Below are 24,189 nucleotides of genomic sequence, written 5' to 3'. Positions count from 1 at the left end.
CTCGCCCCCTTCGGGCCCATCGATCACGGAGTTCTCATGAAACGTTTCACCTTCGCACTCCTGGTGTCTGCACTGCTCGCCGGCCCTACCGTCGCGCAGCAGAGAGCCGACGATCATGCCTCGCACCATGCCGCCAGTCCGACGGCTGCGGCGGACGGCGCCGACATGACCGACGGTGAGGTCCGCAAGATCGACAAGGGCGCCGGCAAGCTGACCCTCAGGCACGGCGAGATCAGGAACCTCGACATGCCCGGCATGACCATGGTCTTCCAGGTGAAGGAGCCTGCGCTGCTCGACAACGTGAAGGTCGGCGACAAGGTCAAGTTCCGCGCCGAGAAGTCCGGCGGCAGCTACGTCGTGACGCTCATCGAGCCGGCGAAGTGACCTCGAAGCGCGAGGCCCGGCATGGTGTGCCTGGCAGACCTTGCCTTGCGTCAATCCGGCGCGTACGGTCGCGACTGGCATGACCAGGACCGGTCTTTGCGGGCCGGTCGTCCTCGTCCCATGCGCCGCCTGATGCACCTCCGCCAGCCCCGCCGCGTCGCGTCGGCGATGCTCTTCGTGTGGCTGTTCGCGGCATTCGCGAGCTGGGCCAATGCCTGCCTCGTGCAGCCGGCCGATCGCGCGGCCACCGCGCGTGGACACCATGCGCCGGCCGGTGCCGGCGCCCTTGCGCCGCACGTACCTGCCGAAGCTGGCGCGGCGCAGGGGTCCGATCCGGCGCAGGAGGTCTGCGCGGAGGTCTGCGCCGGCGGTCAGAGCCTGGTGGCGACGCCCCAGCCCGCCAAGGGCGAGGGCGCTGCCGACGCGACCCTGTGGCCGGCGACGGCCGTCGTGGCCTGGCCGGCCTTCACGGCGGGTCGATCCGTCCCGCGCTGGCGCCCGCTCGCGGCGCCGCCCCCACCGGGCCCGTCGGTGGTCATCGCCTTCCTGCGGCTGACGCGGTAGCCCCTGGCCCCCGGGGCGACGCGGTGGCGGGCCGATCCCGCCCGGCCGTCGCCCCGCACCCGTGCCGCCCTCGGCGCTGGCGCGAGGCGCGGCGCACATGCCGTCGCCCGACGGTGACTTCACCCCGTTCCGACAGGAGTTCGATCATGGCAATCATCCGTTCGATGTCGCTGGCCGCCTTGCTGGCCTTCACGCTCGCCGCCTGTGCCCAAACCGCGCCCGGCCCCCGTGGTCCGGACCACGCCGCCCATCACCCGCCCGGTGCGGCAGCGGCCGCGGCACCGGCCGACCGCATGGCGATGATGGATGCGCACATGGGCCGGATGCGCGAGATGCACGAGAAGATGTCGCGTGCCGCCACGCCGCAGGAGCGCCAGGCGCTGATGGCCGAGCACATGAAGCTGATGCAGGAGGGCATGGCCATGATGGGCGGCATGGGCCCCGGTGGCATGGGCGGCATGGGCATGGGCATGGGCGGCATGCGGGGCATGGGCCCGGCCGCCGCTGCGAGTGCGCCGATGGACATGGCCATGCGCCAGCAGATGATGGAAAAGCGCATGGAGATGATGCAGTCCATGATGCAGATGATGATGGACCGCATGGGCCCGCCGGCGGACCGGCCCTGAGCGATGGCGACGGCCCGGAAGTCCTGGTTCGTCGCGGCGCTGGCGGCCGCCGTGGTCGCCCTCGCGCTCGCTGCCGCGGCGTTCTGGAGCGTCGACCGCGGCGCGGTTTCGTCGGTTCGCCTGCGGCCGGACGATGCGGCGGTCACCACGCTCGGGCAGCGGGTCTACGCGGTCCACTGCGCGGCCTGCCACGGCGCGCGCCTGGAAGGGCAACCGCAGTGGCGCGAGCGCGGCCCCGACGGCCTGCTGCCGGCGCCGCCGCACGACGCCAGCGGGCACACCTGGCACCACCCGGACGAACTGCTGTTCCGCATCACCAAGCTGGGTGTGGCCAGGGCCGCCAACCTGAAGGACCATGTGTCGGCGATGCCCGCCTACGAGGGCGTGCTCAGCGACGAGGAGATCGTCGCCGTGCTGTCGTGGATCAAGTCGCAGTGGCCGCCGGACATCCGCGCCCGGCACGACGAACTGAACCGGATGGCCGGCCGCTGAAGGGCTGGCCTGCCGGCCCTTGACCTTCACACCGGGGCAAGGTCTATGGTCGTCACAACCCGTCCCGGCCTCGCGCCGCTTCGAGGCCCGACCGATCGAGGAGCCCGTATATGAACCGTCCCGTCGACGACACCGGCGCAACGCCGGCACCGCGCAGCCGCAGGCCCGTCACCGTGGCGCTGCTGATGGCGGCCGTGATCCTGGCCTTCTACCTGCTGCGCGAGCACTGGGGCCATGTGGCCGGTCTGTGGCCGTACCTGCTGCTGCTGGCCTGCCCGCTGATGCACCTTTTCCACGGCCACGGCAGCCACGGACGCCATCGGGCGTCGGGCAGGCCGGGGCACGACCACAACGCCCACGGAGGTTGACGCGATGGACATGCAGGCGCACAAGCAGCAGGGCGGCCGCCACGGCCACGGGCCTCACCCGGACCACGACCACCACCACGGTCACGGCCACGATCACGACCACCATCACGGTCACGACCACGGCCACGGCCACGGCCACGATCAGTCGGGAGGCCACGGATCGCCCGAGCCGCCGCCACAGGCCGAAGCGGCGCCGGCCGGCACGATCTACACCTGCCCCATGCACCCCGAGGTGCGGCAGGACCATCCCGGCAACTGCCCGAAGTGCGGCATGACGCTGGAACCGGTGCTGCCCAGCCTCGACGACGACGAGAACCCCGAGCTGGCCGACTTCCGCCGGCGTTTCTGGTGGACGCTGCCGCTGACGGTGGTCGTGACGGTGCTGGCGATGGCCGGCCACCGCCTGCAGTGGTTCGACATGACCACGCAGAGCTGGATCGAGCTGGTGCTGTCGGTGCCCATCGTGCTGTGGGCCGGCTGGCCCTTCTTCGTGCGCGGCGTGCAGTCGGTGCGCCAGCGCAGCCCGAACATGTGGACGCTGATCGGGCTGGGCACCGGCGCCGCCTTCGTCTACAGCGTGGCGGCCACCGTCGCGCCCGGCGTCTTCCCGGCCACCTTCCAGTCCATGGGTCGCGTCGCCGTGTACTTCGAGGCGGCCGCGGTGATCATCTCGCTGACGCTGCTGGGCCAGATCCTCGAGCTGAAGGCGCGCTCGCAGACCTCGGCGGCGATCAAGTCGCTGCTGGGCCTGGCGCCCAAGACGGCGCGCCGCATCGGCGCCGACGGCCGCGAGGAGGACGTGCCGCTCACGCATGTGCATGTCGGCGACCTGCTGCGCGTGCGGCCCGGCGAGAAGGTGCCGGTCGACGGCGTCGTCACCGAGGGCGCGAGCGCGGTCGACGAGTCGATGCTGACCGGCGAGCCGCTGCCGGTGAGCAAGCGTCCCGGCGACAAGCTGATCGGCGCCACGCTGAACACCAGCGGCGCGCTGGTGATGCGCTCCGAGCGTGTCGGCGCGCAGACCATGCTGTCGCAGATCGTGCAGATGGTGGCGCAGGCGCAGCGCTCGAAGGCGCCGATGCAGCGCATGGCCGACCTGGTGGCCGGCTGGTTCGTGATGGCCGTCGTGGCCATCGCGGTCGCGACCTTCTTCGCCTGGGGCCTGTGGGGGCCCGAGCCGAGCTGGGTCTACGGCCTGATCAACGCGGTGGCGGTGCTGATCATTGCCTGCCCCTGTGCGCTGGGGCTGGCGACACCGATGTCGATCATGGTCGCTACCGGGCGCGCGGCGACGCGCGGCATCCTGTTCCGCGACGCGGCGGCGATCGAGCACTTCCGCAAGGTCGACACGCTCATCGTCGACAAGACCGGCACGCTGACCGAGGGCCGGCCGGCCTTCGACCGCGCCGTGCCCGCCGGCGACTACACGGCCGACGAGGTGTTGCGGCTGGCCGCCAGCCTGGACCAGGGCAGCGAGCACCCGCTGGCCGACGCCATCGTGCAGGCGGCCCGTGCGAAGGGCCTGGTACTGGCCAAGGCCGAGGGCTTCGAGTCGGGCAGCGGCATCGGCGTGCGCGGCCACGTGGAAGGCCGCCGCCTCGCGCTGGGCAACACCGCGCTGATGCAGCAGGAGGGTGTCGCCGTCGACGCGCTGGTCGGGCCGGCGGAGGCGCTGCGCGCGGAAGGCGCGAGCGTCATGCACCTGGCGGTGGACGGCCGCCTCGCAGGGCTGCTCTCGGTGTCCGACCCCGTGAAGGCGAGCACGCCGGAGGCCCTGGCGGCCCTGCACGCGGCCGGCCTGCGCGTGGTGATGGCCACCGGCGACGGCTGGACCACGGCGCGGGCGGTCGCGCAGCGGCTCGGGATCGACGAAGTGCACGGCGAGGTCAAGCCCGCCGACAAGCTGGAACTCGTGAAGTCGCTGCAGCGCGAGGGACGGGTCGTCGCGATGGCCGGCGACGGCATCAACGACGCGCCGGCCCTGGCGCAGGCCGACGTGGGCGTGGCGATGGGCACCGGCACCGACGTGGCGATGAACAGCGCCCCGGTGACGCTGGTCAAGGGTGACCTGCGCGGCATCGCGCAGGCACGGCTGCTGTCGCAGGCGACGATCGCCAACATGAAGCAGAACCTGGGCTTCGCCTTCGTCTACAACGCGCTGGGCGTGCCGCTGGCCGCCGGGCTGCTGTTCCCGTTCACCGGCTGGCTGCTGTCGCCGCTGATCGCGGCGCTGGCGATGAGCCTGAGCTCGGCGTCGGTGATCGCGAATGCACTCCGGCTGCGCCGCGCGGCGCTGCTGAACTGAGGTCGCGCGCGGGGCATGGACATCCTCGCGCACGCGCTCTGGGTCGCGGCGGGCGCGGCGGTGATCCACCGTCGCCGGGCGCTCGCGCGCGGCACGGTGGCCGCCGCACTGGCCCTGGCGGCCTTGCCGGACGTCGTGCATCTGTTGCCCATCGCCGCGTGGTGGGCGTTCGGCGACGGGACCTTCGCGGCCGTACGCGGCTACGCCCTGGCCGCACCGGGGCAGGAGCCGTGGCTGCCCGTCGGCGTGCAGCTGCTGTCGCACCATCTGCACTGCGTGATGCACAGCGCCCCGATCGCCGCTGCAGTGACCGCGCTGCTCTGGGCGCTGCGCAATGCCTTCTGGCTTCCGCTGCTCGGCTGGTGGTCGCACATCGTGATCGACGTGTTCACGCACTCGGCCGACTACTACGCCGTGCCGGTGCTCTATCCGTTCACCGAGCGCGGCTTCGACGGCATCGCGTGGACCACGCCCTGGTTCATGGTGGCCAACTATGCGGCCCTGGCGGTTGTCGGTGCGTGGCTGCTGGCCGGCAGGAAGCGCAGGGGTGGTTCCTGATCGGCCTTCCGGGCCACGGTACGGCCCTGCCCGGGTCGTCTTCGTCGATGATCGGCGCGCCCTCGACAATCGCCCCGGCCGGCACGCTCGATCTCGCGTGCGCCATCCCTTTTCGGAGTTCCTGCATGTCCTTGCGCGCCCGATGCCTGGGCTTGTCTTCCGCGGCTCTGCTGTCGGCCGCCGCACAGGCCGAGATCGTCGACATCGCCTGGAGCAGCGAAGGCCGCTTCGAACGCCGTCTGACGGTGGCACCCGGCAAGTTCGCCGAGGTGTGCGGCAAGCTTGTGAAGGCCGAGTCGGTGGCCTGGCGTTTCGATGCCAGCGGACCGTTGAACTTCAACGTCCATTACCACGAGGGCAAGGAGGTGCGCTACCCGGAGCGCCGCGACGCCCTCGCCAGCGCCAGCGGCCAGCTGCGGGTGGCGCTCGACCAGGACTACTGCTGGATGTGGACCAACAAGTCCGCACAGCCGGTCGACCTGCAACTCCTCCTCACGCGTTGAGGCCGTGCCGCGGCCGACTTGATCCCGGGCAAGACGCTGCGGCCGCAGATGCGTAGACTGTTCATCATGCGAGCGTCGCGCCGTCATCGCGCCTGGCTTTCCGGCTGGCTCATCGCCGTGCTGCTGTTCACCCAGCTGGTCACGGCGGCCTATGCCTGTCCGCAGCTCGCGCCGGCCCCGGCTGATGTCGGCGTCGCGATGGCGGCCATGCCCGACTGCGACGGCATGCCCGCCGGCATGGACCCGGACCAGCCACAGCTGTGCAAGGCGCACTGCGAGGCTGGCAAGACCTCGGTGAACAGCCAGGTGGCGGCGCCGGACGCGCCGCCGGTCATGGCGGTGGGCGCGGCGCTGGTCGGCATCGTCGCCGTGGCAGATGCCGCGCAGCTGGCGGCCCGCATGCCCGCCTCGCTGGCCGATGGGCCGCCCGTCGGGTCACCCCCGCTCTATCTCTCCTTCCTCGTCCTTCGGAACTGACTCGCGGGCCCGGGCGCGCCTTCGCGGTGTGCCCGGGCTGCGTTCGTCCGCCCTGAGTTCGATCCGAAGGAGAGAGTCGTGTCCCGTTTCATCGTTCGCGTGCCGCAGCGGCACGCCGGGCGGCGCCCGCCGCCCACTCGCACCCGCGCATTGACCACCCGGCTGGCGCTCGGCGCCGTCGCCCTTTGCAGCAGCCTGGCCTGGGCCGACCCCGCCGGACCGGCCCTCGGCTACGTCGAGGCGCTCGAGCTGGCCCGTCAGGTGGCGCCGGCCCTCCGGGCGCAGCAGGCCACGCTGGCAGGATCGACGGCCCTCGTGCCCGCCGCCTCGGCCTTGCCCGACCCGCGCCTGTCCGTCGGCGTCGAGAACCTGCCGATCGCCGGGCCGGACCGCTGGAGCACCACGCGCGACGGCGGCACGATGCAGCGCATCGCGCTGATGCAGGAGATGCCCAACCGCGCCAAGCGCGACGCGCGCGAGCAGGCGGCGCAGGCACGCATCGAGCGCGACCGCGCGACGCTGACGGCGACGGAGCTGGCGGTGCGCCGCGACGCCGGCCTGGCCTGGCTGGCGGTGCACTTCGCAGAGGCCAGGCTGGCGCGGGTGGCGGGCCTCGAGCGCGAGAACCGGCTGCTGCAGGACACGCTGCCGGCACGCATCGCGGCCGGCTCGGCGATGCCGGCGGAGCTGACGATGGCGCGGCAGGAGGCCCTGGCCATCGCCGACCGGACCGACGAGCTGGCCCGCGACGTGCGCAAGGCGCGCGCGGAACTGCGCCGCTGGGTCGGCGAGCGCGCCGATGCGCCGCTGCAGGGCGACGCGCCGCCGATCGCGGTCGACGGCGAGCGCCTGCGCGCCGCGCTGCCGCACCACGCCGAGCTGGCGCCGTTCGCGCCGATGCGCGCGATGGCCCAGGCCGAGATGGCCGAGGCCGATGCCGAGCAACGCGGCGACTGGTCCTGGGAGCTGGCCTACAGCCGGCGCCCGCGCTACGACGACATGGTGTCGTTCCAGCTGAGCTTCGACCTGCCCTGGCAGCGCGACCGCCGCCAGCAGCCGCAGATCGACGCCAAGCGGCGCGAGATCGAGCGCATCGAGGCCGAGCGCGAGGAACTGCTGCGCCGCCATGCCGCCGAGACCGACGCCATGCTCGCCGAACTGCAGGCGCTCGACGCCCAGGCCGCGCGGCTGCGCAGCGCCGGGCTGCCGCTGGCCGCCGAGCGCGTGACCCTGGCGATGGCCGCCTACCAGGCCGGCCGCGGCGATCTCTCGGCCGTGCTGGCCGCGCGCAGCCAGGCGCTGGAGATCGAGCTGCGCGCCGTCGACCTCGACGCGCAGCGCGCCGCGCTGCGACTGCGCCTGTCCACCCTGATCGCGGAGTAAGGCCATGAGCATTGGAACGAACAAGACCCTGGTCGCCGGCGCGGTGATGCTGGTGGTGGGCCTGGGCGGTGGCTGGGCGCTGTCGCAGAGGCTGTCGGGCGGCAGCCACGCCAGCGCATCACAGCCGGTGGTGAGTGCAGCAAGCGCGGCCGAGCGCAAGGTGCTGTACTGGTACGACCCGATGGTGCCGACACAGCGCTTCGACAAGCCCGGCAAGTCGCCCTTCATGGACATGCAGCTGGTGCCGCGTTATGCCGACGAGGCCGGCGGCGACACGGGTTCGGCGGTGACGGTGTCGCCGCAGGCGGTGCAGTCGCTCGGCCTGCGCGTGGCGACGGCCGAGCTGCGCGTGCTGCAGCCGGCGGTGGACGTCGTCGGCACGGTGGGGCTGAACGAACGCGACGTGAGCATCGTGCAGGCCCGGGCGAACGGCTTCGTCGAGCGCGTCTTCGCCCGCGCGCCGGGTGACGTGATCGCCGCAGGCGCCCCGCTGGCCGAGGTGCTGCACCCCGACTGGCTGGCGGCGCAGCGCGAGTACCTCGCGGTGCGCGCCACGGGCGACACGGCATTGATCCAGGCGGCCCGCGCGCGGCTCACGCTGCTGGGCATGCCGACCGGCCTGATCGAGCGCATGGAGTCCTCCGGACAGGCGCAGGCCGTGACGACGATCGTGGCGCCGTCGGGCGGGCTGATCGCCGAGCTGATGGTGCGCCAGGGCATGACGGTGTCGGCCGGCATGACGCTGGCGCGCATCAACGGCCTGGGCACGGTGTGGGTCGAGGCGGCCGTTCCCGAGGCGATGGCCGCTGCGGTGGGCATGGGCCAGCGCGCCGAGTTGCGGCTGGTCGCGTTCCCGGGCGAGGTGCTGCGCGGCAAGGTGGCCGCCGTGCTGCCCGAGGCCAGCCGCGACACCCGCACGCTGCGCGTGCGCGTCGAGGTGCCCAACCCGGGCGGGCGGCTGCGCGCCGGCATGTTCGGCCAGGTGCGGCTGCTCGGTGCGGGGCAGGGCACCGAGGTGGTGACCGTGCCCGGTGAGGCGGTGATCCGCACCGGGCGCCGCGCGCTCGTCTACGTGATCGATGCGCCGGGCCGCTACCGGCCGGTGGAGGTGGAACTCGGCGCGGAGGTCGACGGCCGGGTGGCCGTGCTCGGGGGCCTTGCGGCGGGGCAGCAGGTGGTGGCCTCGGGCCAGTTCCTGATCGACTCCGAAGCCAGCCTGCAGGGGCTGACGTCGCGGGCAGAACCCGGCGCGGTCGCCGCCCCGGTCGCCGCATCCGGTGCTGCGGCAGCGGCCCCGGGGCCGCAGGCTGCCGCGGGCGAGTTCAGCACCCGCGGCCGGGTCGTCGAGATCGAAGGCGCCTCGATCACGCTGGAGCACGACCCGGTACCGGCGCTGAAGTGGCCGGCGATGACCATGCCGTTCCAGCTCACCACGCCCGACCTTGCGCGTGGCCTCGAGCCCGGCGATGCGGTGCGCTTCCGCTTCCGCCAGCAGGGCGACGCGCATGTCGTCACGGCCATCGACCGTGAACCATCTGCGGCCGCGGCCGATCCGCATGCCGGCCACGGCGCCACCGGAGCCCCGCGATGATCGCCGCGCTGATCCGCTGGTCGGTGGCCAACCGCTTCCTGGTGGTGCTGGCCACGCTGTTCCTCGCCGCGGCCGGGCTGTGGGGCGTGCGCACCACGCCGGTCGACGCCTTGCCCGACCTGTCGGACGTGCAGGTGATCATCCGCACCACGCTGCCCGGGCAGGCGCCGCAGATCGTCGAGAACCAGGTCACCTACCCGCTGGCGACGACGATGCTGTCGGTGCCCGGCGCGCGGACGGTGCGCGGCTTCTCGTTCTTCGGCGACAGCTTCGTCTACATCCTGTTCGACGATGGCACCGACCTGTACTGGGCGCGCTCGCGCGTGCTCGAATACCTCAACCAGGTGCAGGGCCGGCTGCCGGCCGGCGCGAAGTCGTCGCTGGGGCCCGACGCCACCGGTGTCGGCTGGATCTTCCAGTACGCGCTGGTCGACCGCACCGGCCGCAGCGACCTCTCGCAGCTGCGTGCGCTGCAGGACTGGTTCCTGAAGTACGAGCTCAAGGGCCTGCCCGGCGTGGCCGAGGTGGCCACCGTGGGCGGCATGAACCGCCAGGTCCAGGTCGTGCTCGATCCCCTCAAGCTGGCGGCCTACGGCGTCACGCACGCGCAGGTGCGCGAGGCGCTGGTGGCCGGCAACCAGGAGACCGGCGGCTCGGTGCTGGAGCTGGCCGAGGCCGAGTACATGGTGCGTGCCAGCGGCTACCTGACGACGCTGGACGACTTCCGCGCCGTGCCGCTGGCGGCGCGCGGCGGCGTCCCGGTCCGGCTCGGCGACGTGGCCACCGTGCAGGTGGGCCCGGAGATGCGCCGCGGCATCGCCGAGCTGGACGGCGAGGGCGAGGTGACCGGCGGCGTCGTGGTGCTGCGTTCGGGCGCGAACCCGCAGCAGACCATCCGTGCCGTCAAGGACAAGCTGGCGGAGCTGCAGGCCAGCCTGCCGCCAGGCGTGGAGGTCGTGACGACCTACGACCGCAGCGCGCTGATCGAGCGCGCCATCGCCAACCTGTCGCGCAAGCTGATCGAGGAGTTCATCGTCGTCGCGCTGGTCTGCGCGATCTTCCTGTGGCATGTGCGCTCGGCGCTCGTCGCCATCATCGCGCTGCCGCTGGGGGTGATGACGGCCTTCCTGATCATGCGCTGGCAGGGCATCAACGCCAACATCATGTCGCTGGGCGGCATCGCGATCGCGGTCGGCGCGATGGTCGACGCGGCGGTGGTGATGATCGAGAACGCGCACAAGAAACTCGAGGCGTGGCAGCACGCGCATCCCGGGCAGTCGCTGTTAGGCGAGGCACGCTGGAAGGTGATCACCGAGGCGGCCGAGGAGGTCGGCCCGGCGCTGTTCTTCTCGCTGCTGATCATCACGCTGAGCTTCATCCCGGTGTTCACGCTGGAGGCGCAGGAAGGCCGGCTGTTCGGGCCGCTGGCCTTCACCAAGACCTACGCGATGGCGGCGGCGGCCGCACTGTCGGTGACGCTGATCCCGGTGCTGATGGGCGCGTGGATCCGCGGCCGCATCCCCGACGAGCAGAAGAACCCGATCACGCGCGCGCTGATCGCGGTGTACCGGCCGGCGCTGGAGTGGGTGCTGCGCTGGCCGAAGGCGACGCTGGTGATCGCCGTGCTGTTGGCGGCGAGCACGGCCTGGCCGCTGTCGCGGCTGGGCGGCGAGTTCCTGCCGCGACTGGACGAAGGCGACCTGCTGTACATGCCGTCGGCGCTGCCGGGGCTGTCGGCGCAGAAGGCCACCGAGCTGCTGCAGATCACCAACCGCATGATCCGCACCGTGCCCGAGGTGGAGCGCGTGTTCGGCAAGGCCGGCCGCGCCGAGACCGCCACCGACCCGGCACCGCTGGAGATGTTCGAGACCACCGTCAAGCTGAAACCCCGCGAGCAGTGGCGGCCCGGCATGACGCCGGAGAAATTGGTCGAGGAACTGGATGCCGCGGTGAAGGTGCCGGGGCTGGCCAACATCTGGATTCCGCCGATCCGCAACCGCATCGACATGCTCGCCACCGGCATCAAGAGCCCGATCGGCGTGAAGGTGACGGGCGGCGACCTGGCGGTGATCGACCGCATCGCGCAGGACGTGGAGCGGGTGGCGAAGGCGGTGCCGGGCGTGTCGTCGTCGCTGGCCGAGCGGCTGACCGGCGGGCGCTACGTCGACGTGCAGATCGACCGCGCGGCAGCCGCGCGCTACGGCCTGAACATCGCCGACGTGCAGGCGGTGGTCAGCGGCGCCATCGGCGGCGAGAACGTGTCGGAAACCGTCGAGGGCCTGGCGCGATTCCCGATCAACCTGCGCTACCCGCGCGAGTGGCGCGACACGCCCGAGCGGCTGGCCGCGCTGCCGGTGCTGACGCCCATGGGCCAGCAGATCACGCTCGGCACGGTGGCCAAGGTGCTGATCAGCGACGGCCCGCCGATGCTCAAGAGCGAGAACGCCCGGCCCTCGGGCTGGGTGTACGTGGACGTCCGGGGCCGCGACCTGGCGTCGGTGGCCGCCGACCTGCGTGCGGCGGTGGCGCGCGAGGTGAAGCTCGCGCCCGGCGTGAGCATCGCCTACTCGGGTCAGTTCGAGTACCTCGAGCGCGCGAACGCGCGGCTGAAGATCGTCGTGCCGGCCACGCTGATGATCATCTTCGTGCTGCTGTACCTGACCTTCCGGCGCGTCGACGAGGCCGTGCTGATCATGGCCACGCTGCCCTTCGCGCTGACTGGCGGCGTCTGGTTCCTGTGGGCGATGGGCTATCACCTGTCGATCGCCACCGGCGTCGGCTTCATCGCGCTGGCCGGCGTGGCGGCCGAGTTCGGCGTGGTGATGCTGCTGTACCTGAAGCAGGCTCTGCAGGCGCGACTGGCCGCCGGGGCGCGCGCCACCGCCGCGGTGGTGCACGACGCGATCCGCGAGGGCGCGGTGCTGCGCGTGCGGCCGAAGGCAATGACGGCGGCGGTGATCCTGGCCGGCCTGGTGCCCATCGTCTGGGGCAGCGGCACCGGCTCGGAGGTGATGAGCCGCATCGCCGCGCCGATGCTCGGCGGCATGGTCACGGCGCCGCTGTTGTCGCTGTTCGTGGTGCCGGCGATGTTCGCGCTGCTGCGGCGCCGGGAGGGAGCGCGCGCGGAAGCATGATCCTGCGGCTCAAGGCCCGGACTGCTGCCGCGGGACGCGTCAGGCGGGGATGGCCGAACCGAACTGCGATCGGGCAGGAATCCGAAGCCCGCGCAGTCTTGCGATCCCCGCCTGCCATGCGCGCGTGAGCACGGCCGGCGCGAGCTCGTACTTCGGCCCGTCGAACCGCAGCGGCCCGCAGCCGTAGACCTCCAGCCGCGCAGCTCCGAAGGCCGAGACGCGCATCGTCTCGTCGCGCACGACCACGTGTACGTCGCCGCGCCCGAGCAGGATGTCCTCGGTCCCACCATCGATCGTGGCCCAGACGAGCCCGCCCTCGGTGCGCAGCAGGTCGCCGGCCTGCAGGGTCAGTGTCACGATCCGGTCGTCGAGGCGGATCTCGGTGCGCGTGCCGATGCCGAAGGGTCGCGAGTCGATAAAGGTCCTGGTGCTCATGTCGTCGCTCCGTTGGAACAGGGTGCGGCGGACTCTTCGCCTTCCCTTCGCGTCAAGGTCAAGCGGCTACGCGTTGACCCTGTCGGCGTCTGGTCCACGACATCAGCCCTTTGACCTTGCCATTGCGGCAATCCGCAGGATCCCCGCACGTCGACTTCAGCAACCACTCGATCGACGCCGGGCGGCGTTGACCGGACAACGCCAGCAGGTGGTGCTGCTTGAGCGCTCGCTCGACGCCCGATTCCCCGACCGCCGACGCGCAGCCGCCGAGCACCGTGCAGGCGGCGGTCGGGCAGTGACGATGCACCCGCCTCGAACATGGATCGACGCCATGGCTGCACTGTCGGTGGTGAGCGCCTGGGCCACCGTCGCCGCGAAAGCCGAGCAGGCCCTCCGGAGCGGAGCGCCGCCTTTGCGGAGCGCACCGAATCTGCACGCAAGCGAGCCAAGCCCTGCGTCTTCGGCCGCCGCGCGAACGACCGTCAATGAGGGTCGTGGTGGGCGTGTACCAGCGCATGCCCGCGCCCGCGCGACAACAACCAGCGGTTGATGGGCCAGGCGACGAACAGCGCGACGCCGAGCGCGAGTGCGAGTGCGCCCCAGAACAGAGGTGATGTCAGCGGCGCATCCATCGCGCCCGGGACGAACCACATGACTGCGTTGTCCACCAGCTCCATGATCGCGATCGACGCGGTGTCGGCCGCTAGCGCGAGCCGGGTCGCAGTACGCCACGCCATGCCGCTGCGGATCAGAGGAACCATGGTGAAGGCGTAACCGAACACGAAGGCCAGACCAACCGCAAGCCCGATGGTCTGCAGGTTGCCCCATCCGAGGGCCGTGCCGATCACAAGCCCGAGCACCTCGCCGACGGCACTGCCCGCGAGGCAGTGCAAGGTGGCCCAGAACGCCATTCGCGTCAGCATGGCCCGCGCAGGCATCGCCTGCCGCTCATGGTGGTGGTGGGAGTGCACGGCATGGTGCTCGGCGTGGGCGACAGCTCTCACGGCATGGCCTCCAGGTTCGTTTGCGGCCGGAAGGATGTGCCGGACCGTCCCCAACATCTTCCGCAAACATGCGGAGCAGCAAAGGACGATGGCCCGACGCTTTGCGCCAGGCCGACCGCCTGGGCGCTGTCCTCAGGGCCCGCGCAAGGTACCCGGTGTCCGGTGCGCCCCGGCGATTTCGCTGGGCGTGGTGCCTACCACACGCAGGAAAGAACGCCGCATCGAGTCGGCGCTGCCGAAACCGCACTTGGCGGCCACCGACTTCACGCCCACGCCCGATGCTTCGAGCAGGCTGCGTGCCACCTCGACACGCACGCGCTCGACGAAGCGAGCCGGCGTCGTGCCCTTCTCGTCGCGAAAGACGCGAGTGAACTGGCGCGCGCTCATGTGCATGTTGGCGGCCATGCGCTCGACGCTGATGTCTTCGGCAAGGTGCTCGAAGATCCAGTTCTCCAGGTCGTCGAAGGGCTTGATCGCACTGGATTGAAGGGCGAGCAGCTTGCTGATCTGCGAGTAGCTCCCGGTCCGCCGCACGAAGAGCACGAGCCACTGCGCGATCGTCAGCGCCTTGCGCGGCCCGAAGTCCTCTTCGACAAAGAGCAGAGCGAGGTCGATGCCGGTGGTGATGCCGGCGGACGTGTAGATGTGGCCGTCCTTCACGAAGATCGAACCGCGCACGAGCTCGATGCGCGGGTAGCGCTCGGCGAGGTGATCGCACCACTGCCAGTGCGTGACCGCGCGCCGGCCTTCCAGCACACCCGATGCGGCGAGGATGAACGTGCCGAGGCAACTGGCGCCGACGCGACGCGCTTGCGACGACATCTCCTTCAGCCAGCGCAGGTAGACCGGGTCGTAACGGCCCGAGGGAGCCTCCGGCCCGCCCACCACCCAGAGCGTGTCGATGGGACGATCGAATCTGCGGAAGTCGGTGCCGCCGGTGACTCGCAGCCCCCGATTGATGGCTGTCGAGCCATCGCGCTCCGGCGATACCAGTTCGATCTCGTAGTCGCACTGGGCGAACACCTCCAGTGGGCCGGCAAGGTCTTGAACCTCGAACGGCGGCACACCGGTGAGAACGATCCTGCGCATCGCCTGCATTTTTGTCCGAAAGTGTCGCCACGCTGTCCGTTTTGGTCGTCCTCCAGGCTGCCACGCGGGGACGCCCGCGGGTCGCCTGCGAGCGTGATCCGGGACCGGATCGTCGCGTGCGCGCCGTGCCGTCGACGCAAACTCGTCGTCATGCGGCCGGCCCACGGGCGCAAGGAGTACCCGATGGATGCTTCGCACTCGACGACCGGCGCGCCGCCTTCGCGGACCCCGCGAAGTTCGGAGACCAAGGGCCGCGACACGGCGTGCACGGACCGCTCAACCGTGCGCGCCGCGCCGTGCGTTTCGAGGCGGTCGAACGTCGGAGCCGGTCCTCGGGGCAGGCGTCATGCTGCTTTCGATGCTCTGCCGTGGGTGTCTTCGCGCTGTCATGGCGTCAAGGGCAGGCCGGCGCCGACAGGCGGCGGCGACCACTTCGTCGATGGCACGCGGGGCCTTGACCTTGCCATTGCGTCAATTCGCAGCATCCCGGCATTCCACCTTCAGGAGCCCGACATGACAAGCTCAAACTCGCGCCAGCGCAGCTTCTCCGGCACGCTGGCTGTCGCTGCCATTGCCGTCGCGGCAGCTGCCGTGCTCGTGGCGTGCCAGCCCGCGGTGCCCGATGTCCAGGCCGCCACCGTCGCCGCACCTTCGGCGCCGTCGGTCCCGGTCGTAGCCGTGCGCGCCACCACCGTGGATGCCGGGTCGACCCAAGTGGCACGTGTCGAGGCTGCCCAGCAGGTCGAACTGCGGGCGCGAGTGGCCGGGCCGATCGACGGCGTGCTGTTCCGGGAAGGCGACGTGGTGCGCGCCGGCCAGCCCCTGTTCCAGATCGACCCACGGCCGTACGACGCGGCGCTGGCGCGTGCACGCGCCGAGCTGCAGCTTGCGAAGGCCCGCGAGTCGCTCACCAGCGGCGAGGCCGAGCGCGCGCGTGCGCTGCACGCCGACCGCGCCATCGCCGCCGAGGAACTCGAGCGCCGCACCGCGGCGCATGCCGAGGCCCAGGCCCGCCGGGCGGCGGCCGAGGCCGCGGTTCAGACCGCGCAGCTGGAGCGCGACTTCACGGTCGTGCGTGCGCCCATCGACGGCCGTGTCGGCCGCGCCCTGGTAACCGCCGGCAATGTCGTCGCGGCCGGTGCGACGGGGACCGCACTGACCACGCTGGTCAGCGTCGCCCCGCCGCACGTGCACATCGACGTGGCCGACCGCGACCTGCTGCAGCGCCTGGCCGAGTCCCGCGGCGCGAAGGGATGGAAGGCACGCGTCTTCGACGCCAGCGGCCAGCGTGAGCTCGCGCTGGCGCCCATCGACTTCAGCAACCACTCGATCGACGCTGCGACCGGCACCGTCCGTCTGCGCGCCCGCATCGATGCGCCGGTGGCCGGACTGATGCCGGGGCAATACGTGCGCGCCCAGGTCACCAGCGGCGCCGCGCAGCCGGCGCTGCTGGTGCCGGACAAGGCCATCGGCACCGACCAGGGCCGCCGCTTCGTGCTGGTGGTCGATGCGGCGGGCCAGGTCGAGTACCGCCCGGTCGGCATCGGTGCCGCGCAGGGCAGCGAGCGCATCGTCACCGAGGGCCTCCAGGCCGGCGAGCGGGTGATCGTCTCCGGCCTGATGCGCGTGCGCCCGGGCATGACGGTGCAGCCGCAGTCGGCCGACGCCGCGGCCGCGCAGACGCCGCAGGGCCCCGCGCCCGACCGTTCCTAGTCCCCCGCGGAGCGCATTGCCATGAACCGACTTGCGAGACTCTTCGTCGACCGCCCGATCGTCGCGATCGTGCTGTCGCTGGTGCTGCTGCTGGCCGGCCTGCTCGCCATGGGCAAGCTGCCGCTGACCGAGTACCCCAACGTGATGCCGACCACCGTGCAGGTGCGCGCGGCGTACCCCGGCGCCAACCCACAGGTGATCGCCGACACCGTGGCCACGCCGCTGGAGACCGAGCTCACCGGCCTGCCGGGCCTGCAGTACATGGGCTCGAACGCCAGCGGCGACGGCCGCTACCTGCTGACGCTGACCTTCTCGGCCGACACCGACCCGGCACGCGCCGAGACCGACACGCAGAACCGCGTCGCGCGTGCGCTGCCGCGCCTGCCGGCCGAGGTGCAGAAGCTCGGCGTGGTCAGCGAAAGCGTCGCGCCCGACATGCTGATGGTCGTTCACCTGCACTCGCCGCAGGGCCGCTACGACCTGCTGCATCTGTCCAACTTCGCCCAGCTGCAGGTGCGCGACGCGCTGCTGCGCGTGCCGGGGGTCAGCAAGGTCGTGGTCTGGGGCGCGGGCGACTACAGCCTGCGCGTGTGGCTCGACCCCGACCGCATGGCCGCGCGCGGCCTGGTGGCCGGCGATGTCGTCGACGCGATCCGCGCGCAGAACCTGCAGGTGGCCGCCGGCTCGGTCGGCCAGCAGCCCGACGCGCGCAGCGCGCACCAGCTGCCGCTGACGGTGGCCGGGCGCCTGACCTCGCCCGAGGCCTTCGGCGACATCGTGCTGAAGAGCGGCGCGAATGGCGAGCAGCTGCGGCTGAAGGACGTGGCCCGCGCCGAGCTCGGCGCCAGCTCGTATTCGCTGCGCAGCCTGCTCGACGGCCAGCCCGCCGTCGGCATCCAGATCGTGCAGGACCCGGCGGCCAGCGCCGTCGAGGTGGCCGCCGCGGTGCGCGCCGAAATGAAGAAGCTGCAGCAGGGCTTCCCGCAGGACATCGAGCACCGCATCGCCTACGACCCGACGCTGTTCGTCAAGGCGTCAATCCGGAACGTGGTGCAGACGCTGGCCGAGGCGATGGTCCTGGTCGTGCTCGTCGTCCTGCTGTTCCTGCAGAGCTGGCGCGCGTCGCTGATCCCGATCGCGGCGGTGCCGGTGTCGCTGATCGGCACGCTCGCGGTGATGCACGCGGCCGGCTTCACGCTGAACACGCTGAGCCTGTTCGGCCTCGTGCTGTCGATCGGCATCGTCGTGGACGACGCGATCGTCGTCGTCGAGAACGTCGAGCGTCACCTCGCGCGGGGCCTGAAGCCGCGCGAGGCGGCGCTGACCGCGATGCAGGAGGTGACCGGACCGATCCTCGTGATCACCGCCGTGCTCGCCGCGGTGTTCATCCCGACCGCGTTCATGGGCGGGCTGTCCGGCCAGTTCTACCGGCAGTTCGCGCTGACGATCGCGATCTCCACCGTGCTGTCGGCCATCAACTCGCTGACGCCGAGCCCGGCGCTGGCGGCGATGTGGCTCAAGCCGCACGCCACGGGCGGCCACGGTGCGCTGCAGCGTTTCTTCGGCGGGTTCAACCGCGCCTTCGAGCGCGCATCGGAACGCTACGGCGTGCTCACACGCACCGGCGTGCAGCGGGGCCTGCGCCTCTTGGTGCTGTACGCCGTGCTGGTGGCTGGCGCGGTGTGGAGCTTCAAGACCGTGCCGTCGGGCTTCGTGCCGGCCCAGGACAAGTACTACCTGGTCGGCATCGTGCAGCTGCCGCCGGGGGCGTCGCTGGACCGCACCGAGGCGGTGACGAAGCGCGTGACCGAGATCGCGCTGGCGCAAGCCGGCGTCGAGAGCGTGGTCGCCTTCCCTGGCATCTCCATCAACGGCTTCGTCAACAGCCCGAACGCCGCCGTGATCTTCACGATGCTCGACCCGTTCGAGCAGCGCAAGGACGCGAGCCTGGCCGCCGGCGCCATCGCCGGCGCGCTGAACGGCCGGTTCCAGGGCATCGACGAGGGCTTTGTCGCGATGTTCCCGCCGCCGCCGGTGCCCGGCCTGGGCCAGGCCGGTGGCTTCAAGCTGCAGATCCGGGACCGCCGCCAGCAGGGCCACGAGTCGCTCAACGCCGCCCTCGGCGCGGTGATGGCCGAGGCCGCCAAGGACCCGCGCCTGGTCGGCCTGTTCTCCGGCTACCAGGTCGGCGTGCCGCAACTGGCACTGAACGTCGACCGCGAGAAGGCGCTCGCGATGGGCGTGCCGCTGGAATCGATCTATCAGTCGCTGCAGGTCTACCTGGGCTCGCTGTACGTGAACGACTTCAACTTCCTGGGCCGCGCCTGGCAGGTCAACGTGCAGGCCGACGCACCCTTCCGTGCCGACGCCACCGCGCTGGACCGGCTGTGGACGCGCAATACGCAGGGGCAGATGGTGCCGCTGGCGGCGCTGGTGACGAGCCATCCGACCACCGGCCCCGACCCGGTGGGCCGCTACAACGGCTTCGCGTCGGCCGATCTGTCGGGCATGCCGGCGCCGGGCGTCAGCTCGGGCGAGGCGGTGGCGGCGATGGAGGCCATCCTCGCGCGGCACCTGCCCGAGGGCTTCGACCACGAGTGGACCGACCTGAGCTACCAGCAGATCCAGGAGGGATCCAGCGGCCTGTGGGTGTTCCCTCTCGCGGTCGCCCTGGCCTTCCTGCTGCTGGCCGCGGCCTACGGGAGCTGGGGCCTGCCGCTGGCGGTGCTGGCGATCGTGCCGACCGTGATCCTGGGCGCCCTGGGCGGCGTGTGGCTGGCCGGCGGCGACAACAACCTGTTCACGCAGGTGGGCCTGGTGGTGCTGGTGGGGCTGGCGACGAAGAACGCGATCCTGATCGTCGAGTTCGCACGCCGCCGCCAGCAGGAGGGCGCCAACGCAGTGGAGGCCGTGGTCGAGGCGGCCCGGCTGCGGCTGCGCCCGATCCTGATGACCTCGCTGGCCTTCGTGATGGGCGTGCTGCCGCTGGTGTTCGCCAGCGGGGCCGGCGCCGAGATGCGGCAGGCGGTCGGCGTGGCGGTGTTCGCCGGGATGCTGGCCGTCACCGTGGCCGGCCTGCTGTTCACGCCGATGTTCTACGTGCTGCTGCAGCGGCGCCGTGCGCGCCGCGCGGCCGCGCTGGCCACGGTGCAATGAGGAGATGGACATGATCAAGACGAGCCTGACCGCTGTCGCGCTGGCCGCCTTGCTGGCGGCCTGCGGCACGGCGACGCCGCTCCAGGTGACGTCGGCCGAGGTGGCGCCGAGCTTCGCCCAGGGGCAGGGCCTCGCGCCCGGCCACGTGGCCCAGCCCGACTGGTGGGCCGTGTTCGACGACCCGGTGCTCGACGTGCTGGTGCGCCGCGGCCTCGAGGCCAACCTGGACCTGCGGCAGGCCGCCGAGCGTGTGCAGCGCTCGCGCGCCCTTGTCGCCGGGGCGCAGGCCGAGCGCGGGCCGTCCGGTGGCGTGGGCCTCGGGGCGCGAGCGCAGCAGCTCAGCCGCTTCGAGGCGCCCGGTGCGTCGGCCGACGACCGGCGCAGCGAGAGCGTTTCCGCCGGCGCGAGCCTGTCGTGGGAAGTCGATCTGTTCGGCCGGCTGCGCCATGCCGCGCAGGCGGCGGATGCCCGCGCGCAGGCGGTCGAGGCCGATGCCGCGGCGATGCGCCTGGCCATCGGCGCCGAGATCGCCCAGGCGTGGTTCGCGCTGAATGGCACGCGCACGCAGGTCGCACTGGCGCGCCGGGTGGTCGACAACCGCCGCGAAACGCTGGACCTGGTGCTGCGCCGCGTGGCGGCAGGCTATTCGGCGCCGCTCGACGAGGCACGTGCCCGCGCCGCGCTCGCGGGGGCCGAGGCCGAACTGCCGGCGCTCGAGGCGGCACTGGCCGTTTCGGGTCATCGACTGGCGGTCCTGCTGGGTGTGTCGCCGTCGGGCTACGACGCACCTTCGGCGGCTGACACGTCGCCGCGCCCGGTGGCGTTGCGTCTGCCCGAACCTGCGCAGTGGGCAGCGCAACGTCCGGACCTGCAAGCCGCCGAGGCGCGCTTGCGTGCCCTGGCCCTCGACGTCGAAGCGGTGCGGGCCGAGTTCATGCCCCGTTTGTCGATCGCAGGCGTGCTCGGCGTCGTGGCAGGGTCCGTGTCGGGGATCGGGGCGGCCGGCGCCGTCTCTTGGTTTGCCGCACCGACACTGTCACTGCCGCTGTTCGACCACGCCCGCATCAACGCGCGGCTGCATGTCGCGCAGGCCGGCGAGCGCGAAGCCCTTCTGGCCTATCGGCAGCGCGTGCTGCTCGCCACCGAGGAAGTCGAGAGCGCGCTCGCCCAGGTGCGGCAGGGTCAGTTTCGGCTGGCCCTGCTACAGGAGCGCGCGCGCCAAGCGGTCGTTGCCGAGCAACTCGCGCGCAAGCGTTACGAAGCTGGAGGAACCGACCTGCTCGAACTGCTCGACGCCGAACGCTCTGCGCAGCAGTCCGAGATCGGTCTGTCTGCGGCCTTGACGAGTCAGCAGCAGCGGATCGTGGCGCTGCAGCGCGCGCTGGGTGCTCGTTTTCTGCCCGACGCCGAAGCGGTCTCGGTGATCCTGTCGGCCACGACGGGCGGCCGCACCTTGGCGCCCAGGTAGGCCAGACACGGCCGTGGCTGGCGAGTCGCCGCCGCGGCCAAGAAGCGTCCAGCATCCGCACCGGTCGTGCCGCCGTCGATGCAAAGCCCGGACGCAGGGCACTGCCGGCCTGCACCACATGGTGCATCTGCGCGAGCGAAGTTGCGCTCGCGCCTCACGTCGCCGTTCGCAGCGAGGGGTGAACTGCAGCAGCCGCTTGACCTTGCCACGACCCTGGGGTCCGGCTGGGGCGTCGCGACCGGCGACTGGAGGTGGGTCAGCCTGAACGCCGTGGCCGTGCGCGGGATCGACCGCCGCTGCGCGCCAGGTCCGGTGACACCGGCGGCGATCATGCCGGGCACCGGTGCAGCCGCGCGCCACGGCATCCTGATCAAGGACGTCGAGGCGCTCGAGGTCGCACACCGCCTCGGCACGGTCGCCTTCGCCTTCGACAAGACCGGGGCGCTGACCGAGGGCCGGCCGCGACTCGTCGCCGCGAAGTTCGCCGTCGGCGACCGCAGCGCGCGCTGGCGGCGGGCGCGGCGGTCCAGCGTGGCAGCGAAAGCCCACTGCCGAAGGCGGTGCTCGCGACCGCCAAGGTGGCGTTCGCGACCGCGCCTCTCTGCCAGCGACCCGCGTGCCGTCGCCCGGCGCGGCACAGCGGCGAAGGTGCAGAGGCGCGACCCGCGGCTAGGTCGCACTCGTTCATGAGCGAGCTTGATGTGTACCCGTCGACGCTGGAGGGGCGCGCTGACGAACCGCAGGCCGGGGGCCGCACGGTGTCGTGGCTTGCCAAGGCGGCGGCCGCGCCCAGGCTGCTGGGCCAGCTGACCTTCGGCGGCACGCTGAAGCGTTCGGCGAGCGACGCCGTCGAGGCCTTTCACGGCGTCGGCGTGATGGCGGTGATGGACATCGGCGACAAAGGTGGCAACACCGCCGCGGCCGATCGTGTGCTGGGCATCGACGGCGTCGACGTCGCGGTGTTCCCGGGGCACAGGGCGGCGTTGTCCGACGAGTTCGAGCGTGGCGGCGACGGCGCCATCGGCTCGCCGGCACTGGCAGCCGCCCACGTCGGCATCGCGACAAGCACCGCCACCGACGTGGGGATGCACGCAGCAGGCGTGAGGCTGATACGCAGCGACCCGGCGCTGGTGGCCGCGGCGATCGACATCACCCGGCGCGCCTGTCGCAAGATCGATCAGAACCCGTTCCTGGCCTTTCGCCCACAACGCGGTGGGCATCTCGCTCGCGGTACTTTGGGCTGCTCAACCCGATGCTCGCTGGCGCGGCGATTCCCTTCGGCTGCGTCGGCGTCGTGACGGACGCGCTGACGCCGCGGCTCTGGAGCTTGCCGCCGGTACGAGCACGCGGCCGACGCCGTCGGCGACGCCAAGGCCGCGCCACAGGCTCAGCGCAGGTAGCCCCAACTGCGCAGCCGCGACGCCGCGTACTGCGCTGCCTGCCCCTGCTGCGTGACGCGCAGGTAACCCGCGTAGTGCTCGGCCGACGCGCGCTGGTTGCCCATGCCCTCGAGCGCGACGCCTTTCAGGAAGGTGATGCCCGGGTCGCCCGGCAGCGCGCGGTCGTAACGCTGCAGGTCGTCGAAAGCCGCCGCCGGTTCGCCGGCGCCGAGCTTGAGCGTGGCGGCCAGCTTCATCGCCTGCGCCTCCTCGGGGTAGATGCGGCGTGCCGCATCGGCGTAGCGGCGCGCCTCGGCCGGCTTGCGCTGCGCCTGCAGGCACTGCGCCATGCGCAGGTTGGCCGCGTAGTCGCGCGGCGCGTGGCGCAGCGCGGCGGCGAAGCGGTCCTGCGCGGCGTTCAGGTCCTTCTTCGCCATCGCCGTCTCGCCGGCCTGGCAGGCCTGGATCGCCGGCTTGAGCGCACGCAGCGCGGCGGTGCGGTCCATGAAGCGCTCGCGCCGCGTCGCCGCGCCGCCGCTGGCCGCGAAGCGCGTCTGCGCCAGGCGCTGCGCGGTGTCCATGCGTTCGCGGCTCATCGGGTGCGACGAGAACATCGTCTCGAGCAGCCCCGGCGCGCGCTCGTGCTGCTCGACCAGCAGCCGGTGCAGCCCGACCATGCCCTGCGCCGGGTAGCCGGCGCGCACCATGTACTCCTGCCCGAGCGCATCGGCCTCGCGCTCGTTGTCGCGCGAGTAGCTGGCCAGCAGCGCGCTGGCGCCGATCTGTCCGCCCAGGCCGATCAGCGGCGCCCAGTCGGAGTCGGCCGCGACCGCGCCCACGGTGAGTCCGACCACCGCCACCTGCGCCAGCAGCGCCTGCCCCTGCCGCTGCGCGGCGTGGCGCGCGTTCACGTGGCCGAGTTCGTGGCCGAGCAGCGCGGCGAGCTCGGATTCGTCGTCGAGCTCGGCGACGATGCCGCGCGTGACGCCCATCGCGCCGCCCGGGAAGGTGTAGGCGTTGACGTAGTTCGCGTTCAGCACACGATAGCTGTAGGGCATGTCGCGACGGTGCACGTTGGCGTGCAGCTGCGACCCGACCTCGGCGACGTAGGCGTTGATCCCCGCGTCCTGCACCGCGCCGAGGTCCTGCGAGAACTGGTGCGGCGCGTGCTGCCGGTCGACGGCGCGCTCCTGCTCGGGCGTCATGCCGGCGAGGATGGTCTCGCCGGTGACCGGCGACGTGGCGCAACCCGACAGCGCGGGCACCGCGGTGGCCGCGCCGAACAGCCACAGCGTGTCGCGTCGGCGCAAGCGGTTGCGGCGCAGGCGCCGGGCGAAGCCGTCGACGTCGAGGTCGGCCGGGTGCGGGGCGCGACGGTGGTCCATGGCAGCAGTCCGGTGGCGATGGGGATGGGGCGAGTCTAAGCCGCGTGTGCGCAGGCTGCGCCCGGGTCGATGCGACCACGGCGCGCGCGGCATAACGCACGCGGCGGGGGCTTTTCACCCATCCGAGGGACTGACGCGGGCCGTGGCGAGCCGAAAAATCCCTGTCACGGCCGCC

Annotated in this window: 21 protein-coding genes; 17 read left to right on the top strand and 4 right to left on the bottom strand. The window is 72.0% G+C overall.

Annotated features, from left to right (window positions below; translation table 11 throughout):
* Positions 1–36: 36 nt before the first annotated feature.
* The 12 genes from PKC53_RS09630 (at position 37) to PKC53_RS09575 (ending at position 12,385) form a co-directional block, all read left to right on the top strand.
* Positions 37–384, top strand: coding sequence for a copper-binding protein (locus tag PKC53_RS09630; protein ID WP_324428261.1), 348 nt, complete (start codon positions 37–39; stop codon positions 382–384).
* Between the two features lie 120 nt (positions 385–504).
* Positions 505–948: a hypothetical protein gene (locus PKC53_RS09625; RefSeq protein WP_324428260.1), complete on the top strand. Its 444-nt coding sequence runs from the start codon at positions 505–507 to the stop codon at positions 946–948.
* Between the two features lie 164 nt (positions 949–1,112).
* The gene (locus tag PKC53_RS09620) at positions 1,113–1,574 is read left to right on the top strand and encodes a hypothetical protein (RefSeq protein ID WP_324428259.1); all 462 of its coding nucleotides are present in this window, start codon (positions 1,113–1,115) and stop codon (positions 1,572–1,574) included.
* Positions 1,575–1,577: 3 nt separating this feature from the next.
* A complete protein-coding gene (locus PKC53_RS09615) occupies positions 1,578–2,066 on the top strand; it encodes a cytochrome c (protein ID WP_324428258.1) in 489 nt (162 codons plus the stop codon).
* A 110-nt stretch (positions 2,067–2,176) separates the two neighbouring features.
* Complete coding sequence (locus PKC53_RS09610; RefSeq protein WP_324428257.1) at positions 2,177–2,434, top strand: DUF2933 domain-containing protein; 258 nt, start codon at positions 2,177–2,179, stop codon at positions 2,432–2,434.
* Positions 2,435–2,438: 4 nt separating this feature from the next.
* On the top strand, positions 2,439–4,739 hold the full coding sequence (locus tag PKC53_RS09605; protein WP_324428256.1) for a copper-translocating P-type ATPase: 2,301 nt from the start codon (positions 2,439–2,441) through the stop codon (positions 4,737–4,739).
* Between the two features lie 15 nt (positions 4,740–4,754).
* Positions 4,755–5,297 carry a hypothetical protein gene (locus tag PKC53_RS09600; RefSeq protein WP_324428255.1) on the top strand — a complete coding sequence of 181 codons (543 nt, stop codon included), beginning with the start codon at positions 4,755–4,757 and terminating at the stop codon, positions 5,295–5,297.
* Positions 5,258–5,800, top strand: coding sequence for a hypothetical protein (locus PKC53_RS09595; RefSeq protein WP_324428254.1), 543 nt, complete (start codon positions 5,258–5,260; stop codon positions 5,798–5,800). Before PKC53_RS09600 ends, PKC53_RS09595 begins: the two co-directional genes overlap by 40 nt.
* An 18-nt stretch (positions 5,801–5,818) precedes the next feature.
* Entirely contained in the window at positions 5,819–6,277 is a 459-nt protein-coding gene (locus PKC53_RS09590) for a hypothetical protein (protein ID WP_324428253.1), read from the top strand.
* 78 nt (positions 6,278–6,355) lie between these two features.
* Positions 6,356–7,660 carry a TolC family protein gene (locus PKC53_RS09585; RefSeq protein WP_324428252.1) on the top strand — a complete coding sequence of 435 codons (1,305 nt, stop codon included), beginning with the start codon at positions 6,356–6,358 and terminating at the stop codon, positions 7,658–7,660.
* Positions 7,661–7,664: 4 nt separating this feature from the next.
* Positions 7,665–9,251: an efflux RND transporter periplasmic adaptor subunit gene (locus PKC53_RS09580; protein WP_324428251.1), complete on the top strand. Its 1,587-nt coding sequence runs from the start codon at positions 7,665–7,667 to the stop codon at positions 9,249–9,251.
* Positions 9,248–12,385, top strand: coding sequence for an efflux RND transporter permease subunit (locus tag PKC53_RS09575; RefSeq protein ID WP_324428250.1), 3,138 nt, complete (start codon positions 9,248–9,250; stop codon positions 12,383–12,385). Before PKC53_RS09580 ends, PKC53_RS09575 begins: the two co-directional genes overlap by 4 nt.
* Before the next feature lie 39 nt (positions 12,386–12,424).
* Here PKC53_RS09575 and PKC53_RS09570 read toward each other — a convergent pair whose 3' ends face one another.
* The 3 genes from PKC53_RS09570 to PKC53_RS09560 form a co-directional block, all read right to left on the bottom strand.
* Entirely contained in the window at positions 12,425–12,820 is a 396-nt protein-coding gene (locus PKC53_RS09570; RefSeq protein WP_324428249.1) for a DUF2917 domain-containing protein, read from the bottom strand.
* A gap of 482 nt (positions 12,821–13,302) precedes the next feature.
* Positions 13,303–13,824 (bottom strand): DUF4396 domain-containing protein, encoded by a 522-nt coding sequence (locus tag PKC53_RS09565; protein ID WP_324428248.1) that lies wholly within the window; start codon positions 13,822–13,824, stop codon positions 13,303–13,305.
* A gap of 132 nt (positions 13,825–13,956) precedes the next feature.
* Positions 13,957–14,913 (bottom strand): helix-turn-helix domain-containing protein, encoded by a 957-nt coding sequence (locus tag PKC53_RS09560; RefSeq protein WP_324428247.1) that lies wholly within the window; start codon positions 14,911–14,913, stop codon positions 13,957–13,959.
* 183 nt (positions 14,914–15,096) lie between these two features.
* Between PKC53_RS09560 and PKC53_RS09555 the strand changes: the two genes are divergently transcribed.
* From PKC53_RS09555 to PKC53_RS09535, 5 genes are all read left to right on the top strand, one after another.
* Positions 15,097–16,626: an efflux RND transporter periplasmic adaptor subunit gene (locus tag PKC53_RS09555; protein WP_324428246.1), complete on the top strand. Its 1,530-nt coding sequence runs from the start codon at positions 15,097–15,099 to the stop codon at positions 16,624–16,626.
* A 21-nt stretch (positions 16,627–16,647) separates the two neighbouring features.
* Positions 16,648–19,782, top strand: a complete 3,135-nt coding sequence (locus tag PKC53_RS09550) for a multidrug efflux RND transporter permease subunit (protein ID WP_324428245.1) — start codon at positions 16,648–16,650, stop codon at positions 19,780–19,782.
* Between the two features lie 4 nt (positions 19,783–19,786).
* Positions 19,787–21,250, top strand: coding sequence for an efflux transporter outer membrane subunit (locus PKC53_RS09545; protein ID WP_324428244.1), 1,464 nt, complete (start codon positions 19,787–19,789; stop codon positions 21,248–21,250).
* A 141-nt stretch (positions 21,251–21,391) separates the two neighbouring features.
* Positions 21,392–21,940 carry a hypothetical protein gene (locus PKC53_RS09540; protein WP_324428243.1) on the top strand — a complete coding sequence of 183 codons (549 nt, stop codon included), beginning with the start codon at positions 21,392–21,394 and terminating at the stop codon, positions 21,938–21,940.
* Positions 21,937–22,548, top strand: coding sequence for a hypothetical protein (locus PKC53_RS09535; RefSeq protein WP_324428242.1), 612 nt, complete (start codon positions 21,937–21,939; stop codon positions 22,546–22,548). Before PKC53_RS09540 ends, PKC53_RS09535 begins: the two co-directional genes overlap by 4 nt.
* A gap of 89 nt (positions 22,549–22,637) precedes the next feature.
* Here the strand turns inward: PKC53_RS09535 and PKC53_RS09530 are convergent, their stop codons facing one another.
* Positions 22,638–24,014 carry a M48 family metalloprotease gene (locus PKC53_RS09530; RefSeq protein WP_324428241.1) on the bottom strand — a complete coding sequence of 459 codons (1,377 nt, stop codon included), beginning with the start codon at positions 24,012–24,014 and terminating at the stop codon, positions 22,638–22,640.
* Positions 24,015–24,189 lie beyond the last annotated feature (175 nt).

The organism is Azohydromonas sp., assembly GCF_035325925.1.
GTDB lineage: Bacteria > Pseudomonadota > Gammaproteobacteria > Burkholderiales > Burkholderiaceae_C > Calidifontimicrobium.
Note: the sequence above shows the minus strand (reverse complement) of the source record. Positions and strands in the feature narration are given on the sequence as shown.

Excerpts from the sequence above, each read along its gene's own strand:
- PKC53_RS09560 (WP_324428247.1), bottom strand. The coding sequence starts at position 14,913 with ATGCGCAGGATCGTTCTCACCGGTGTGCCGCCGTTCGAGGTTCAAGAC.
- PKC53_RS09620 (WP_324428259.1), top strand. The coding sequence starts at position 1,113 with ATGTCGCTGGCCGCCTTGCTGGCCTTCACGCTCGCCGCCTGTGCCCAA.
- PKC53_RS09615 (WP_324428258.1), top strand. The coding sequence starts at position 1,578 with ATGGCGACGGCCCGGAAGTCCTGGTTCGTCGCGGCGCTGGCGGCCGCC.
- PKC53_RS09600 (WP_324428255.1), top strand. The coding sequence starts at position 4,755 with ATGGACATCCTCGCGCACGCGCTCTGGGTCGCGGCGGGCGCGGCGGTG.
- PKC53_RS09630 (WP_324428261.1), top strand. The coding sequence starts at position 37 with ATGAAACGTTTCACCTTCGCACTCCTGGTGTCTGCACTGCTCGCCGGC.
- PKC53_RS09570 (WP_324428249.1), bottom strand. The coding sequence starts at position 12,820 with ATGAGCACCAGGACCTTTATCGACTCGCGACCCTTCGGCATCGGCACG.
- PKC53_RS09535 (WP_324428242.1), top strand. The coding sequence starts at position 21,937 with ATGAGCGAGCTTGATGTGTACCCGTCGACGCTGGAGGGGCGCGCTGAC.
- PKC53_RS09625 (WP_324428260.1), top strand. The coding sequence starts at position 505 with ATGCGCCGCCTGATGCACCTCCGCCAGCCCCGCCGCGTCGCGTCGGCG.
- PKC53_RS09580 (WP_324428251.1), top strand. The coding sequence starts at position 7,665 with ATGAGCATTGGAACGAACAAGACCCTGGTCGCCGGCGCGGTGATGCTG.
- PKC53_RS09530 (WP_324428241.1), bottom strand. The coding sequence starts at position 24,014 with ATGGACCACCGTCGCGCCCCGCACCCGGCCGACCTCGACGTCGACGGC.
- PKC53_RS09610 (WP_324428257.1), top strand. The coding sequence starts at position 2,177 with ATGAACCGTCCCGTCGACGACACCGGCGCAACGCCGGCACCGCGCAGC.
- PKC53_RS09545 (WP_324428244.1), top strand. The coding sequence starts at position 19,787 with ATGGACATGATCAAGACGAGCCTGACCGCTGTCGCGCTGGCCGCCTTG.
- PKC53_RS09555 (WP_324428246.1), top strand. The coding sequence starts at position 15,097 with ATGGATGCTTCGCACTCGACGACCGGCGCGCCGCCTTCGCGGACCCCG.
- PKC53_RS09575 (WP_324428250.1), top strand. The coding sequence starts at position 9,248 with ATGATCGCCGCGCTGATCCGCTGGTCGGTGGCCAACCGCTTCCTGGTG.
- PKC53_RS09550 (WP_324428245.1), top strand. The coding sequence starts at position 16,648 with ATGAACCGACTTGCGAGACTCTTCGTCGACCGCCCGATCGTCGCGATC.
- PKC53_RS09605 (WP_324428256.1), top strand. The coding sequence starts at position 2,439 with ATGGACATGCAGGCGCACAAGCAGCAGGGCGGCCGCCACGGCCACGGG.